Annotated in this window: 12 protein-coding genes; 9 read left to right on the forward strand and 3 right to left on the reverse strand. The window is 71.4% G+C overall.

The features are described 5' to 3' along the window. Nucleotide 1: 1 nt before the first annotated feature. Nucleotides 2–667, reverse strand: coding sequence for a GntR family transcriptional regulator (locus ACFPQ9_RS30615; RefSeq protein ID WP_380860513.1), 666 nt, complete (start codon nucleotides 665–667; stop codon nucleotides 2–4). Nucleotides 668–763: 96 nt separating this feature from the next. Here ACFPQ9_RS30615 and glyA point away from each other — a divergent pair, with 96 nt between their 5' ends. The 5 genes from glyA to ACFPQ9_RS30640 are packed head-to-tail and all read left to right on the forward strand — an operon-like array spanning nucleotide 764 to nucleotide 7,029. Further along, nucleotides 764–2,068 (forward strand): serine hydroxymethyltransferase, encoded by a 1,305-nt coding sequence (gene glyA / locus ACFPQ9_RS30620; protein ID WP_380860516.1) that lies wholly within the window; start codon nucleotides 764–766, stop codon nucleotides 2,066–2,068. After that, nucleotides 2,065–3,285 carry a sarcosine oxidase subunit beta family protein gene (locus ACFPQ9_RS30625; RefSeq protein ID WP_380860519.1) on the forward strand — a complete coding sequence of 407 codons (1,221 nt, stop codon included), beginning with the start codon at nucleotides 2,065–2,067 and terminating at the stop codon, nucleotides 3,283–3,285. Before glyA ends, ACFPQ9_RS30625 begins: the two co-directional genes overlap by 4 nt. A gap of 9 nt (nucleotides 3,286–3,294) precedes the next feature. Further along, nucleotides 3,295–3,576 carry a sarcosine oxidase subunit delta gene (locus ACFPQ9_RS30630; RefSeq protein ID WP_380860522.1) on the forward strand — a complete coding sequence of 94 codons (282 nt, stop codon included), beginning with the start codon at nucleotides 3,295–3,297 and terminating at the stop codon, nucleotides 3,574–3,576. Further along, a complete protein-coding gene (locus tag ACFPQ9_RS30635; protein WP_380860525.1) occupies nucleotides 3,573–6,413 on the forward strand; it encodes a sarcosine oxidase subunit alpha family protein in 2,841 nt (946 codons plus the stop codon). The genes ACFPQ9_RS30630 and ACFPQ9_RS30635 overlap by 4 nt, the downstream gene beginning before the upstream one ends. Next, nucleotides 6,406–7,029 (forward strand): sarcosine oxidase subunit gamma, encoded by a 624-nt coding sequence (locus tag ACFPQ9_RS30640; protein WP_380860528.1) that lies wholly within the window; start codon nucleotides 6,406–6,408, stop codon nucleotides 7,027–7,029. Before ACFPQ9_RS30635 ends, ACFPQ9_RS30640 begins: the two co-directional genes overlap by 8 nt. Before the next feature lie 77 nt (nucleotides 7,030–7,106). Here the strand turns inward: ACFPQ9_RS30640 and ACFPQ9_RS30645 are convergent, their stop codons facing one another. Beyond that, complete coding sequence (locus ACFPQ9_RS30645) at nucleotides 7,107–8,336, reverse strand: cytochrome P450 family protein (RefSeq protein ID WP_380860531.1); 1,230 nt, start codon at nucleotides 8,334–8,336, stop codon at nucleotides 7,107–7,109. A gap of 265 nt (nucleotides 8,337–8,601) precedes the next feature. Here ACFPQ9_RS30645 and ACFPQ9_RS30650 point away from each other — a divergent pair, with 265 nt between their 5' ends. The 4 genes from ACFPQ9_RS30650 (at nucleotide 8,602) to ACFPQ9_RS30665 (ending at nucleotide 14,392) form a co-directional block, all read left to right on the forward strand. After that, nucleotides 8,602–11,706 carry an AfsR/SARP family transcriptional regulator gene (locus ACFPQ9_RS30650; protein ID WP_380860534.1) on the forward strand — a complete coding sequence of 1,035 codons (3,105 nt, stop codon included), beginning with the start codon at nucleotides 8,602–8,604 and terminating at the stop codon, nucleotides 11,704–11,706. A gap of 158 nt (nucleotides 11,707–11,864) precedes the next feature. Further along, a complete protein-coding gene (locus ACFPQ9_RS30655) occupies nucleotides 11,865–12,620 on the forward strand; it encodes a CHAP domain-containing protein (RefSeq protein WP_380860537.1) in 756 nt (251 codons plus the stop codon). 134 nt (nucleotides 12,621–12,754) lie between these two features. Then, nucleotides 12,755–13,399, forward strand: a complete 645-nt coding sequence (locus ACFPQ9_RS30660) for a M15 family metallopeptidase (protein ID WP_380860540.1) — start codon at nucleotides 12,755–12,757, stop codon at nucleotides 13,397–13,399. Nucleotides 13,400–13,420: 21 nt separating this feature from the next. Next, nucleotides 13,421–14,392: an ArsR/SmtB family transcription factor gene (locus ACFPQ9_RS30665; RefSeq protein WP_380860543.1), complete on the forward strand. Its 972-nt coding sequence runs from the start codon at nucleotides 13,421–13,423 to the stop codon at nucleotides 14,390–14,392. A 76-nt stretch (nucleotides 14,393–14,468) separates the two neighbouring features. Here the strand turns inward: ACFPQ9_RS30665 and ACFPQ9_RS30670 are convergent, their stop codons facing one another. After that, entirely contained in the window at nucleotides 14,469–14,993 is a 525-nt protein-coding gene (locus tag ACFPQ9_RS30670; protein ID WP_380860546.1) for a peptidase inhibitor family I36 protein, read from the reverse strand. Nucleotides 14,994–15,004: the final 11 nt, after the last annotated feature.

Below are 15,004 nucleotides of genomic sequence, written 5' to 3' on the forward strand. Positions count from 1 at the left end.
GTCAGATGGCCTCGCGGACGGCGCGCTCGAAGCCCACGACATGACGGCGGGCGAGTTCGGACGCCCGCTCGGGCTCACCGGCGACGATCGCCTCGATCAGCGGCCCGTGCTCCTCGACATGGCCGGCCATGTCGGCCAGCCGCTCGATGAACAGGCACCAGATGCGGGTGGCCAGGTTGTCGTAGCGGACGAGGGTGTCCTCCAGATACGGGTTGCGCGTGGCGGCGTAGATGGCGCGGTGGACCTGAAGGTCCAGGTGCAGCAGATCGACCGCTTCGTGCCGTGGTGAGCCCGCGCTCGTCAGCTTGTGGCGCAGCGCCGTCAGGGCCGCCCGGTCCGCCGCCGTGGCCCGCCGCGCGGCCTGGGCGGCGGCCAGCGGTTCCAGCTCCAGGCGCACCTCGGAGATATGGGCGAGGTCGGTGATGTTGACGTCCGTCGCGAAGGTGCCGCGCCGCGGATAGGTCGTGATCAGGCGCTCGTACTGCAGCCGCTTGAGCGCCTCGCGCACCGGAGTGCGGCCCACGCCCAGGGACTGCGCCAGCTGTTCCTCGTTGATCGGCGCGCCCGGACGGATCTCCAGCAGGACGAGCCGGTCACGGACGGCGCGGTAGGCGCGCTCGGCGAGGGTCGGCTCCTCGGTGCCGGGCTCGGTCGCCGTCTGCTCCATGGATGCCCCCTTGACCTGGTCGGCGAGCTCCCATACCGTACCGCAGCAGACTGATATATCAGTTGCTCTTCAGTTGGCTCCCAGGATGGTGCAGACATGGCAACCAACCCGTCGACCAGCACACTCGCCTCCCCCCTCGCACTCCCGCTCGGCGAACTCGACCCGGACGTCGCCGCAGCGGTCAACGCCGAGCTGCTGCGTCAGCAGTCGACGCTGGAGATGATCGCCTCGGAGAACTTCGCCCCGGCCGCCGTCATGGAAGCCCAGGGCTCCGTCCTGACGAACAAGTACGCCGAGGGCTACCCCGGCCGCCGCTACTACGGCGGCTGCGAACACGTCGACGTCGTCGAGCAGTTGGCCATTTCCCGGGTGAAGGAGCTCTTCGGCGCCGAGGCCGCGAACGTGCAGCCGCACTCGGGCGCCCAGGCCAACGCCGCCGCCATGTTCGCGCTGCTGGAGCCCGGCGACACGATCCTCGGCCTCGACCTGGCCCACGGCGGCCATCTGACCCACGGCATGCGCATCAACTACTCCGGCAAGCTCTACGACGTCGTGCCGTACCACGTGCGCGAGTCCGACCTGCGCATCGACATGGACGAGGTCGAGCAGCTCGCGCTCGCGCACCGGCCCAGGATGATCGTCGCGGGCTGGTCGGCGTATCCCCGGCGGCTGGACTTCGCCGCGTTCCGGCGGATCGCCGACGGGGTGGGCGCGTATCTGATGGTGGACATGGCGCACTTCGCCGGGCTGGTGGCCGCGGGGCTCCACCCGAACCCGGTGCCCTATGCCGACGTCGTCACGACCACCACCCACAAGACCCTCGGCGGCCCGCGCGGCGGGGTGATCCTCAGCCGCGCCGACCTGGCGAAGAAGATCAACTCCGCGGTCTTCCCGGGCCAGCAGGGCGGGCCGCTGGAGCATGTCGTCGCCGCCAAGGCGGTGGCGTTCAAGGTGGCGGCGGGGGAGGAGTTCAGGGAGCGCCAGCAGCGCACCCTGCACGGTGCCCGGATCCTCGCGGGCCGGCTGCTCGCCGACGACGTGGCCGAGGCAGGCATCACCGTCCTGACCGGCGGCACCGAGGTGCACCTGGTCCTGGTCGACCTGCGTGACTCCGTGCTCGACGGCAAGCAGGCCGAAGACCGGCTGCACCGCGTCGGCATCACCGTCAACCGCAACGCGGTGCCCTTCGACCCGCGCCCGCCGATGATCTCCTCCGGGCTGCGGATCGGCACCCCGGCCCTGGCCACACGGGGCTTCGGCGACGTCGAGTTCAGGGAGGTCGCCGACATCGTCGCCGAGACGCTCAAGGGCGAGCGGCCCGACGACGAACTGCGCGCCCGGGTCGGGAAACTCGCTGCCGCCTTCCCCCTCTACCCCCACCTGAACGGAGACGCGGCATGACCGGCGAGCCGCTGCCGGAGCACCCGGACTTCCTCTGGCGCAACCCCGAACCGCGCTCCTCCTACGACGTCGTCATCGTCGGCGCGGGCGGCCACGGACTCGCCACCGCCTACTACCTCGCCGAGAACCACGGCATCACGAACGTCGCCGTCCTGGAGAAGGGCTGGCTGGCCGGCGGCAACATGGCCCGTAACACCACGATCATCCGCTCCAACTACCTGTGGGACGAGAGCGCGGCGATCTACGAGCACGCCCTCAAGCTGTGGGAGGGGCTCCCCGAGGAGCTGGACTACGACTTCCTGTTCAGCCAGCGCGGGGTCCTCAACCTCGCGCACACCCTCCAGGACGTCCGCGAGGGCGTGCGCCGTGTCAACGCCAACCGGCTCAACGGAGTCGACGCGGAATGGCTGGAGCCGGACGAGGTCGCCGAGGTCTGCCCCATCCTCAATGTCTCTCCCCGCACCCGCTATCCGGTGCTAGGCGGCACCTTCCAGCCGCGGGCCGGCATCGCCAAGCACGACCACGTCGCCTGGGCGCTGGCCCGCCGGGCCGACGAACTGGGCGTCGACCTGATCCAGGGCTGCGAGGTCACCGGCTTCCTCAAGGACGGCGACCGGGTCGTGGGCGTCGAGACCAACCGGGGCCGCATCCTCGCCGGGCGGATCGGCCTCGCCGCCGCCGGGCACAGCAGCGTGCTGGCCGAAAGGGCGGGCGTACGGCTGCCGGTGCAGTCGCACCCCCTGCAGGCCCTCGTCTCCGAACTGCACGAACCGGTGCATCCGACGGTCGTCATGTCGAACCACGTGCACGTCTATGTGTCTCAGGCACACAAGGGCGAACTGGTAATGGGAGCCGGCGTCGACTCCTACAACGGCTACGGGCAGCGCGGCTCCTTCCACGTCATCGAGCAGCAGATGGCCGCCGCAGTCGAACTGTTCCCGGTCTTCGCGCGGGCCCATGTGCTGCGGACCTGGGGCGGCATCGTCGACGTCACGCCGGACGCCTCCCCGATCATCGGCACCACGCCGGTCGAGAACCTGTACGTCAACTGCGGCTGGGGAACCGGGGGTTTCAAGGCCACCCCCGCCGCCGGCTGGACCTTCGCGCACACCATCGCCACCGGCGAGCCGCATCCGCTGAACGCCCCCTTCGCCCTGGAACGCTTCCGGACGGGCGCGCTGATCGACGAACACGGCGCCGCGGCCGTGGCCCACTGAGGAGGACCCGTGCTGCTGATCGACTGCCCCTACTGCGGCCCGAGGGACGAGACCGAGTACCACTACGGCGGACAGGCCCACGTCCCCTACCCAGAGAACCCGGCGGACCTCACCGACGAACAGTGGGCCGAGTACGTCTTCTACCGCGACAACCCCAAGGGCCCGTTCGCCGAGCGGTGGGTGCACAGCACCGGCTGCCGCCGCTGGTTCAACGTCCTGCGCGACACCGCCACCCACGAGGTGCTGACCTCGTACCGGCTCGACGAGCCCCGCCCGGGAGGGACCCGATGACCGACCAGCACCACCGGCTGCCCAGCGGCGGGCGCATCGACCGTGACACGGTCGTGCGGTTCACCGTCGACGGGCGGGAGCTGACCGGCCACCCCGGCGACACCCTCGCCTCCGCGATGCTCGCGAACGGCGTCGTCCAGGTCGCCCCGTCCCTCTACCGCGGCCGGCCGCGCGGCATCGTCGCCGCGGGAGCCGAGGAGCCCAACGCCCTGGTACAGCTGGACGGTCCGTGCTCGGAGGGCATGCTGCCCGCCACGACCGTGGAACTGTACGACGGCCTGTCCGCCACCACGCTCTCCGGGATGGGCCGCCTCGACCCGACCCCCGACCCGGCCGTCTACGACAAGAAGTACGTCCACACAGACGTCCTCGTCATCGGCGCCGGGCCCGCCGGACTCGCCGCCGCCACCACGGCCGCCGGCTCCGGCGCCCGCGTGATCGTCGTCGACGACCAGCCCGAGCCCGGCGGTTCACTGCTCTCCGGCCGCCCCGCCGACTCGGAGCGCGTCGCCGAGGCCGTGGCCGCCCTCGACACCGCCCCCGAAGCCGTCGTCCTGCGTCGCACCACCGCCTTCGGTTCCTACGACGACAACTACGTCCTCGCCCTCCAGCGGCGCACCGACCACCTCGGGGCCGACGCCCCCGAGGGTGTCTCGCGGCAGCGGCTGTGGCACATCCGGGCCCGCCGCGTGGTGCTGGCGACGGGAGCACACGAGCGCCCGCTGGTCTTCGCCGGGAACGACCGGCCGGGCGTGCTGCTCGCCGGAGCCGTGCGCACCTACCTCAACCGGTATGCCGTGGCGCCCGGTTCGCGTGCCGTGGTCGCCACGACCAACGACAGCGCCTACGACACCGTGGCCGCCCTCCATACGGCCGGCGTCGACATCGCCGCCGTCGTGGACGCGCGCCCCGACCTGTCCCACCGGGCGGCCGAGGTCGCGGGGGCGACCGGGGTGCGGGTGCTGACCGGCAGCGCCGTGGTCGGCACCGAGGGGGGCGGCCGGCTCACCGGCGTCGTCGTCCGGTCCCTCGACGAGGCCGGTGCCCCGCAGTCGTACGACTGCGACCTGCTCGCCGTCTCGGGCGGCTGGAGTCCCGTCGTCCACCTGCACAGCCAGCGGCAGGGGCGGCTGCGCTGGGACACGGACCTGGTCGCCTTCGTCCCCGACGGTGACGTACGCGACCAGCAGATCGTGGGCGCGGCACGCGGGACATACGACCTCGAGGGCTGCCTGGCCGAGGGGGAGCGGGCCGGTGCGCGGGCCGCCACGGAGGCCGGTTTCCCGGTTGCCGAACCCGCGCCCCGTGACACCCCGGCCACGGGAACGGTCCGCGCGCTGTGGTTGATCCCGGCCCTCGAAGGCGAACCGGCGTCCTGGGACACCCACTTCGTCGACCTCCAGCGCGACGTCACCGTCGCCGACGTCTGGCGCTCGACCGGCGCCGGCATGCGCGGCGTGGAGCACGTCAAGCGCTACACCTCCCTCGGCACGGCGAACGACCAGGGCAAGACCTCCGGCGTCAACGCGATCGGCGTGATCGCCGAGGCACTCGGCGGCTCGTTGGGAGAGATCGGCACCACGGCCTACCGGGCCCCCTACACGCCGATCGCCTTCGCCGCCCTCGCCGGGCGCGAGCGGGGCGACCTGTTCGACCCGGAGCGGACCACCGCCGTCCACGGCTGGCACGTCGCGCACGGCGCCGAGTTCGAGGACGTCGGCCAGTGGAAGCGACCCCGGTACTACCCGCGGGCCGGCGAGGACATGGACGCGGCCGTGGCCCGGGAGTGCCGAGCTGCCCGCGAAGGGGTGGCGTTCATGGACGCCTCCACCCTCGGCAAGATCGAGATCCGGGGCGCGGACGCGGGGGAGTTCCTCAACCGCGTCTACACGAACGCCTTCAAGAAGCTCAAGCCCGGCATGGCCCGCTACGGCGTCATGTGCAAGCCCGACGGCATGATCTTCGACGACGGCGTGACCCTGCGCCTCGCCGACGACCGCTACTTCATGACCACCACGACCGGCGGTGCCGCCGGCGTGCTGGACTGGCTGGAGGAATGGCTCCAGAGCGAGTGGCCCGAACTCGACGTGCACTGCACCTCGGTGACCGAGCAGTGGACGACCATCGCCGTCGTCGGCCCGAAGTCCCGCGAGGTCGTGACCCACCTCGCCCCCGAGGTCGACCTGTCGAACGACGCGTTCCCCTTCATGGCCTTCCGCGAGACCACCCTGGCCTCCGGCGTCCCGGCCCGCCTCTGCCGGATCTCCTTCTCCGGCGAACTCGCCTACGAGATCAACGTCCCCGCCTGGTACGGCCTCGCGGTCTGGGAGGAGGTGGACGCGATCGGCCGGCCCTACGACATCACCCCGTACGGCACCGAGACCATGCATGTCCTGCGGGCCGAGAAGGGCTACATCATCGTCGGCCAGGACACCGACGGCACCGTCACCCCGCAGGACGCGGGCATGTCCTGGGTGGTCTCCCGGCAGAAGGACTTCATCGGCAAGCGGTCCTTCGCCCGCCCCGACACCGCACGCCCCGACCGCAAGCAACTGGTGGGTCTGCTGCCCGCCGACCGTACGACCCGGCTGCCCGAGGGCACCCAACTCGTCGCATCGGACGGCTCCTTGGAGTCGGTGCCCGTGCCGATGCTCGGCCACGTCACCTCCAGCTACCACAGCCAGGCCCTCGGCCGCCCCTTCGCCCTCGCGCTCGTCGCCGGCGGCCGGGCGAGGATCGGCGAGACCCTGCTGGCTCCGGTGGGCGACGACCTGGTGCGCGTCGAGGTGACCGACTTCGTCCTCTACGACCCGGAAGGGACCAAGCGAGATGGCTGAGCCGACGATCGACGCGAGCGCGGGGCCGGTGGCACTGCGCACCAGCCCCCTGGCACATCTGGAACAGCGCATGCGCGCGGCCACCGTCACCGGCACCCGGGGCGTTGCGCTGACCGAGCGGCCGTTCGTCACGATGGTGAACCTGCGGGTCGCCTCCGGCACCGAGACGGCCGAGCGCATCGAGAAGACCCTCGGAGCGCCGCTGCCGCCGCGGTGCGGCCCGACCACCTCCTTCGGGCCCCACACGGTCCTCTGGCTCGGCCCCGACGAATGGCTCGTGGTGTCCGGGGCCGAAGGCGTCACGGCCGAGCTGCGCGAGGCACTCGGCACGGACCCCGGCTCGGCCGTCGACGTCTCGGCGAACCGCACCACCCTGGAACTGCGCGGCTCGGCCGCCCGCCAGGTCCTGGAGAAGGGCTGCCCGCACGACCTGCACCCCCGGTCCTTCGGCCCCGGCACGGCCGTGTCCACCACGGTGGGCCCCGTCGCCGTACTGCTGTGGCAGCTCGACGACACACCGACCTACCGCCTGCTCCCGCGCTCGTCCTTCGCCGACTATCTGGCGCGCTGGCTCATGGACGCGATGAGCGAGTACGACGGACCTGACCTGACCTGACCTGACCTGACCTGACCTGGCCCGCCGGACGGCGGCGGGCCTCGCCGGTGGTACGAACTGCTCAGCGCTCGGGACGCTCAGGTGCTGGACCGGCCGAGGCGGACGGGGAGTTGCTGGTGGCCGTTGCTGATGAGCGAGGCCACGGGCTTCAGCTCTGAGGCGGGCACGGCCAGACGGATGTCGGGGAAGCGCTCGAAGAGGTGCTGCAGCGCGGTGACGACTTCCAGGCGGGCCAGCGGGGCACCCAGACAGAAGTGCATGCCGTGGCCGAAGGCCAGATGGTCCTTGTTCGTACGGGTGGCGTCGAAGGTGTCGGGGTCGGCGTGCCAGCCGGGATGACGGTTCGCGGCGGCGTAGGAGGCGAGGATGGCGTCGCCGCGGGCGATGGTCCGGCCGTCGGGGAGCGGGATGTCCTCGACGGCGAAGCGCAGAGGGAGGTGCTTGACGGCGGGCTCATGGCGCAGGGTCTCTTCGACGATGTCGTTCCAGGCGACGGCTCCCGTGCGGACCAGCTGGAGTTGGTCGGGGCGCGTCAGCAACGTGAAGACGCTCTGGTCGATGACGTTGACCGTGGTCTCGTACCCGGCACTGATCATCAGCAGGAGCGTGTCGCGAAGCTCCTGATGGGCGAGGCCGCTGCCGCCGTCCTCGTCGTCCCGGGCCTGGATCAGCAGCGACGTCATGTCGTCACCCGGGGCCGCGCGCTTGGCGGCGATCAGCTCGTCCAACTGCTCATACAGACGCGCGGTGTTGGCCTGAGCCTGCGACGGGTCCAGCGTGGTGTCGAAGACGCCGTCCACCAGCTGCCGGAAGCCGGCACGCCTGCCCTGCGGTACACCCATGAGATGGCCGATCACGGCGATGGGGAGGGGGTGGGCGAGGTGCTCCCGCAGGTCCACGACCTCGTGCTCGGGTAGTGCGGCGAGGCGATCGAGCAGCTCGATCACCATGCCTTGCACAGCCGCCTTCATCGTGGCCGTGCGCCGTGCGCTGAAGGCGGGCGCGATCAGCCGCCGCAGCCTGCGGTGGTCCGGGCCGTATGCCGTGAACATGTTCTCCACCGCCACCCACAGCGCAAGTGGCCAGCGAGGGACGGTCTCTTGGAAGGCCGGCCAGTGACTGCGGCCGTCCTTCGACACATCCGGGCTGGTCAGCAGGTGCTTGAGCAGATTCGGGTCGGTCACGGCCCAGGCCGTGACACCGAGGATGTCGACCTGGGCGGCCGCTCCTTCGGCGCGCAGGGAGAGGTGTTCCGCGTGGCGGTCGGCGCCGGTGGGGTCGAGGACGATCAGAGGCTGCTCGGGCACGGGGGCTCCTTGGCGGGCGGCTGGAAAACCGGACGCGGTGTGTTGTGAGGTTCGTTGGCGACGGGCGGACCTCGACAGTCTTGCCCGGAGCACGAAGGAAGCCTCACCGGTACGGGCGTATGGGGCTGGAAAGGCTTCACCGATGCCCTGATGGCGGCGCCCCGGTAGCACGTACCGTGAGCTCCCCTCAACTCGTCACTCCGTAGGAAAGGTTGGGGAAGGATGAGTGGTGAGTCCGTGCCGGTGATGCCTCGGGGGAAAGACCATGGCAGTGGAATACCGTTTACTCGGGCCGGTCGAGGCGCTGTGGGAAGGCCGTCCGCTGCGGGTGGGCGGGCCCAAGCCTCGTGCCCTGTTGGCCGCGCTGCTGCTGCGCGCCGGGCATGTCGTGCCTGCCGACGCGCTGGTGGACGTCATATGGGGCGAGGAGCCGCCGGAGACGGCCCGGGCGCTGGTCCAGACCTACGTCTCGGCCCTGCGGCGGGTCCTGCCGGAGGCGCGACCGGCGGCGATCGAGACGCGGGCACCGGGGTATCTGATCCGGCCCGACACCGGGGCCGTGGACCTCGGGCGGTTCGAGGAGATGGCCGCGGCCGGGCGGCAGGCCGCCGCGCAGGGGGACCACTTGGGTGCCGCCCGGTTGCTGCGTGACGCGCTCATGCTGTGGCGCGGTCCCGCGCTCGGCGGAGTCGGCGAGGCGCTGCGGAGCGAGGCGGTACGGCTCGAGGAGGCCCGGCAGGCCGTACTCGAAGAGCGCATCGCCGCCGAACTCGCCTGCGGAGGGCGGGAGAGTGAGCTGATCACCGAACTCAGGGGACTCGTCGGCGCCCACGCCACCAACGAGCGGCTGCGCGGGCAGCTCATGCTCGCCCTCTACCGGATGGGGCGGCAGGCCGATGCCCTCGCGGTGTTCGAAGAGGGGCGCTCCGTACTCGCCGAGGAACTCGGCATCGATCCCGGGCCGGAGCTCCGTCGACTGCATGGCGCCATCCTGCGCGCGGACCCCGCGCTGCTGCCTGCCGAAGGCGGTGCGGCGAACACCGACGTATGGACGCCGCAGGCGCCCGCCACGCCCTGGCCCGTGTGCCTGCTGCCTCCGGCCATCCAGGACTTCACCGGCCGGAAGGCCGAGATCTCCGAGGTCGTCGACGGGCTCACCGCACCCCGGGACGCGACCTCCGTCGTGGTGGTGGCGGGGCCGGCCGGCGTCGGCAAGTCCGCCCTCGCGGTCAAGGCCGCCCACTTGGCCATGGGCGCCTTCCCCGACGGGCAGCTGTACGCCGAACTGCAGGGCACCGGTGCCCCCGTGCCGCCCGGCGACGTCCTCGGGCGACTGCTGCGCGCGCTGGGTGCGGCTCCGCCCGAGTATCCCGACGAGCGTGCCGACCTCTTCCGCAGCCTCGTCGCGGGGCGCCGCCTCCTGCTGGTCCTCGACGACGCGGGCAGCGAGTCTCAGGTACGGCCGCTGCTGCCGGGCAGCGCGGGGTGCGGCGTGCTCGTCACCTCGCGAGCCCGGCTCGGCGGCCTCGACGGGGCCCGGCATACCGATCTCGCCGTCCTGGACGAGGTACGCAGTCTTGAGCTGTTGGCCCGGGTCACCGACCCCCGGGGCGCGACGGACGATCCCGCAGAGGACGCCGCGGCACGGCGCATCGTCACCCTGTGCGGGGGGCTGCCCCTGGCCCTGCGCATCGCCGGGGCGCGGCTGACCACGCGCCGGCACTGGACTCCCCGCGTCCTCGCCGACCGCCTCGAGGACGAGCGGCGGCGTCTCGACGAACTGGCTGTGGGCGATCTGGAGGTGCGGGCCAGTCTGGGGCTGGGCTACGAGTCGCTCGATCACGACGCCCGCACGGTGCTGCGCCGCCTGGCCGTGCTGGGACCGTGCGACACGGCTCCCTGGATGGCGGCGCTGCTCGTCGACGGGGCCGAGGACGATGTGGAGGAGGTGCTCGAGAGGCTCGTCGACGCGCAGCTGCTGGACTGGACCGGGACCGACTCCGCGGGGCAGTCGCGCTATCGAGCCCACGATCTGGTGCGCGTGTACGCCGCGGAGCGGGCGGAGGCCGAGGACTCGGTCGAGGTACGCGCGGCCGCGGTGGGGCGGGCGCTCGCCGCCGGACTGGGCCTGGTGGAGCGGGTCGCGGAGGAGGCTCCTTCGGGGGTGGTCGTGCTGCGGCCCTATCTCGGAGGATCGGCGAGCGTCAATCGCTCCGCCGGCGGGGCCAAGGCGGACCGGGGCGGGGCCGGTCCGCGAGACGGCGCACCGGCCGCCGAGGTGGGGGCGGCGACCACACGGCGCGCGCTCGCCGACCCGTTCGCCTGGTTCGAGGCCGAGGCGGACGCGCTCGCCACGGCCGTCGAGCGCGCGGCGGCCTTCGGGTTGCACACCCTCGCCTGCGCGGCGGCGACCGTGCTGTGCTCCTCGTCGTTCGCCGTCGGCAACCGCTTCGACGCCTGGTGGCGCAGCCACGACGCCGCCCTCGCCGCCGCCCGGCGCGCCGAGGACCGCGCCGGCGAGGCGCTGCTGCTCATCGGCCTGGGGCAACTGCGGTTCGAACAGGACCGGTACGCCGAAGCCCAGGAGTACTTCCGGCAGGCCGAGCCCTTGTGCGCCGCCATAGGGGACCTGCACGGTCAGGCCGCCGCCCTTGCGGGGCTCGGTGGCAACCTGCGTGAACTGGGCCGACTGGACGCCGCCGACGAGGCGTTGGACCGCGCCGTCGATGCCTTCCAGCGCCTGGGCGACGACGCGGGTATCGGTCTTGCCTGCCGGCTCCATGGCTCCGTACGCCTCGAACTCGGCGACCACGACGGTGCGTCAGCGCTCCTGGAAGTATCGCTACGGGCCTACCGGAGCCTGGGCAGCCGACGAGGTGAGGCACTCACGCTGCGCACACTGAGCCTGGTGCACCGGTCACTCGGAGCGTACGAGGAGGCCGAACGGCACGCCGGACTGGCGCTGGAGATCCTCGCCGGTCTCGGTGATCCGCTGATGGCGGCGTACGCCGAACGGGCCCGTGCCAAAGCGCGTTTGAGGCTGGGACGTACGCGGGAGGCGGAGGCGGAACTGCTCGGTGCGCTGGATGTCTGCCGGGCCTACCGGGACCGTTTCGGCGAGGCGTTGAGCCTGCGCACGCTCGGCGAGTGCGCCCTGGCCGACGGGCGGCACCACGAGGCGGAGAAACGGCTCGCCGCCGCCGTACGCCTGTGGGACGCACTGGAGTTGCGGCTGCCGCGGGCCCGCACGCTGCGCGGTCTTGCCACGGCCCGCGAGGCCCTGGGCGACAGGCGCGGGGCGGCGTCACTGCGTGCCGAGGCGATGTCCGTGTTCACGGAGTGCGGCGCGCTGGAGCGGAATGAACGGTAAGACGAGGAACGAACGGTAAGACGCGGACTGGACTGTAAGACGCGGTGAACCATGTTGCGGCGGACTTGCAGAAGAATTGCAGAAGCCTCGGCGAACCTCGGTGACGTCGGAGGGAAACAGCCTCCGACGCCAACGGGGAATCAACGGGGAAGGACCACATGTCCAGCACGACGAACAGCACCACGGCCGATTCGGCGCCCGCTTCGGCATCCGCCGCGGCATCCGATTCGGCATCCGAATCGACCTCTCGCTCGACGAAGACGCCGGTCTTCCGCCGCCCGGCCGTCATGCTTCTGGTCACTGCTCTCACCGGCGGCGCCGTCGTCGCGGGGTCGCTGACCACGACCGCGTCGGCAGCACCGACCCGCCTGCGCGCAGAGATCGTCAAGAACGCCACGGTCGAGAAGGACAACCCGAAGCACAACCGCGAGAAGAGGAACAACTGCAATTTCTACAGCGGGTACTGGAAGACCAGCGGCGACGACATCTGCAGCACCTCCACCGGCGGCGTGAAGTGGCGCTCCAACAACTGGTGCGCCGACTTCGCCCGCCATGCCTGGAAGAAGTCGGGTGCCAAGACCAAGAAGATCGATCCCTGGGCGGGCTCCTTCTACCGGGCCGCCAAGGCCGGCACCGGCAAGTGGCACAAGCGCGGCTCCTACGTCCCCAAGCCGGGTGACGCGGTGCTCTACGACTGGGACGGCAGCAAGCCGAGCCTCGGCAACAACGGCTGGGACATCGACCACGTCGGCATCGTCGTCAAGTACCGCAAGAGCGGGAAGAAGCTGACGACCATCGAGGGCAACACCACGAAGACGTCGAGCGGCAGCGGCAAGGAAGGCGTGTTCAAGCGCGCCCGGTCCAACACCCGGCGCGGCGACGTCGTCGGCTACGTCTCGCCCGAAAGGCGATAACGCCCACCGCCTGCCGACAGGACCACCGCCCGACGGGGGTACCCCGGGGGGAGAGCCGCACCGGCCTCCCCCCGGGGCCCGGGCGCGCACGCGCCGCTCACTCTCCCTGCACGCAGGACGACGAAAGACGTGACATGGCCCCGATCATCCTCATGGGCGCAGTCGAAGTGGCCCGCATCCCCGTCCTCGAGTGCGGTGACCCACTCGTCGACCTGCGGGAGTCCTCGCTCCTCGAAGTGGACCCGCGACAGGCGGATCCGGACGGGGCGTACGCCATGGTCCGCGAGGGTGTTGCCGTGCGCCTCGAGAGGGCGGCACGCCTGTTGCCCGACGGACTGCGACTGCTGGTCACCGAGGGGTACCGACCGCTCGCCCTGCAGACCCGGTACTTCGACGAGTACAGGGCCGAATTACGCCGGACCCACCCCGACTGGCCGGACGGCCACTTGCGCTCCCAGACCAGCCGTTCGGTGGCCCCGCCCGAGACCGCGCCGCACGTCGCCGGTGCCGCCGTCGACCTCACCCTGTGCACCACCGGCGGCGACGAACTCGACCTCGGCACACCGGTCGACGCCAGCCCGGAGGCAAGTGGCGGAGCCTGCTACACCGACGCCCCGGACATCTCCGACCAGGCGCGCCACAACCGGCGCGCGCTGTGCGCGGCGCTCACCACGGCGGGGCTGATCAACTACCCCACGGAGTGGTGGCACTGGTCGTACGGCGACCGTTACTGGGCGCTGCTGACCGGAGCCCCTGCCGCCCGGTACGGGCCCATGTGAACAGCTGTGATCGGGGGACACATGCTGCGCATACACTTCACCGCCTCGGACCTCGCCCGGACACGGGTGTCGACCGCTCCGGCTCTGATGTGGGAAACCGTGCTGAGCACTCACTGGCTCCGGGACGGCTACGCCGGCCTCCTGGGCATGTGGTGGCGCGGGCGGGTGCGGCCGAACCTGCCATGGCCGGCCCGAGCTCTGGCCGAACTGATCCCGAAGCAGGGCTACTTCCCGGACTTCCTCACACCGCACACCGCCACGCTGTGTCCGGCCGAGGCGGTGGAGCCGGTCCTCCTGACGCCCAGGAACGAGCTGCGGCAGGACATCGAACTCCTCGCCACCGGCCGGTCCCTGTCGCCGTGGGCCCGCGACCTGCATCGCGGCCTGGCCCCGGCGCTCACCCGCCTCGACCAGTCCCTCCGGGACTACCAGCGAGTCGCGATCACACCGTTCGGCAGAAGCATCGCGATGCACACCGCGCGCGAACGAGCACGGGCCGGCCGACTGCTTGCCTCCGGCGGGGTGGAGGGGTTGCTCGGCAGTCTCTCCCCGGCTGCGCGGTGGCGCGCGCCGATCCTCGACGTCGACTATCCGGTGGACCGCGACCTGCATCTGGACGGACGAGGTGTGCTGCTCGTGCCCTCCTACTTCTGCCGTGCCCACCCGGTCACCCTGGTGCGGCAGGGGGAGAACCCGGTCCTGGTGTACCCCCTCGGCCACGAACCATGGGATTCCGAGCCGGCGGACGACGCCGACGACACCCTCGCCGACCTCGTGGGCTGCAGCCGTGCCGCGGTGCTGGAGGCCGCCGGCGAATGCCGCCAGAGCAATACGACCCAACTCGCCCGCCGCACCGGACTGCTGCTGTCATCGGCCAGCCAGCACCTCACCGTGCTGCGTCGCGCCGGGCTGATCGTCAGCTCCCGCGAGGGCAACAGCGTGGTGCACGAGGTCACCCCACTGGGCGCCTGCCTGCTCCACCGGCACCTGTGACCACACGGGAATGGGCGCAACACCGGTGTGCCGTCATGCTTTTGCCCATGACGGCACACCGGGGAATTACGGATGGTCAGCCGTAAATGCTGCTGACCCTGTTGTTGAGGTTGCCCAGAGAGCCGAACTTGTAGCCCTCGGGGATCTTCTTCTGCGTTCCCTTGCCGTCACGGCCCGTCGCCACATACGCGTGGTCATTCGGCCAGCTGTTCTGGTGGTTCCGGGCCGATTCCGCCCGGTTGCTGAATCCCCAGTCGGCGAGGTTGTGCCAGTACTCGTCGTTGAACTTGAGCATGCGCCCCTTGAAGTTCTTCTTGTCCCAGAGGCACACCCAGTCCTTCTTGCAGTCGCTCGCCGCGCGGGCGTCGCGCGCGGACATCGCGTCGGTGTCGACGCAGGTGGTACGGCCGGAGGTTCCGACCGCACACACGTCGGCGCCTTGCCAGCCCTCGCTGAGGTCGATGGCCCTGCCGTCGAGGGTGGCCTTCGTGCCGGGAGAGGACTCCTGGGCCTGGGCGGCGGTGCCGCTCAGGGTCCCGACAGCCACGGTGGCCAGGGCGACGGCAAGGGTGCCGGTGGCCAGTTTCGAGGTGAGACGCATTCCGTTGTTCC

The sequence above is a fragment of the Streptomyces coerulescens genome (assembly GCF_042657965.1).
Lineage (GTDB): Bacteria > Actinomycetota > Actinomycetes > Streptomycetales > Streptomycetaceae > Streptomyces > Streptomyces coerulescens.

Coding starts and splice junctions, on each gene's coding strand:
- ACFPQ9_RS30615 (WP_380860513.1), bottom strand. CDS start 667: ATGGAGCAGACGGCGACCGAGCCCGGCACCGAGGAGCCGACCCTCGCC.
- glyA (WP_380860516.1), top strand. CDS start 764: ATGGCAACCAACCCGTCGACCAGCACACTCGCCTCCCCCCTCGCACTC.
- ACFPQ9_RS30625 (WP_380860519.1), top strand. CDS start 2,065: ATGACCGGCGAGCCGCTGCCGGAGCACCCGGACTTCCTCTGGCGCAAC.
- ACFPQ9_RS30635 (WP_380860525.1), top strand. CDS start 3,573: ATGACCGACCAGCACCACCGGCTGCCCAGCGGCGGGCGCATCGACCGT.
- ACFPQ9_RS30640 (WP_380860528.1), top strand. CDS start 6,406: ATGGCTGAGCCGACGATCGACGCGAGCGCGGGGCCGGTGGCACTGCGC.
- ACFPQ9_RS30650 (WP_380860534.1), top strand. CDS start 8,602: ATGGCAGTGGAATACCGTTTACTCGGGCCGGTCGAGGCGCTGTGGGAA.
- ACFPQ9_RS30655 (WP_380860537.1), top strand. CDS start 11,865: ATGTCCAGCACGACGAACAGCACCACGGCCGATTCGGCGCCCGCTTCG.
- ACFPQ9_RS30660 (WP_380860540.1), top strand. CDS start 12,755: ATGGCCCCGATCATCCTCATGGGCGCAGTCGAAGTGGCCCGCATCCCC.
- ACFPQ9_RS30665 (WP_380860543.1), top strand. CDS start 13,421: ATGCTGCGCATACACTTCACCGCCTCGGACCTCGCCCGGACACGGGTG.
- ACFPQ9_RS30670 (WP_380860546.1), bottom strand. CDS start 14,993: ATGCGTCTCACCTCGAAACTGGCCACCGGCACCCTTGCCGTCGCCCTG.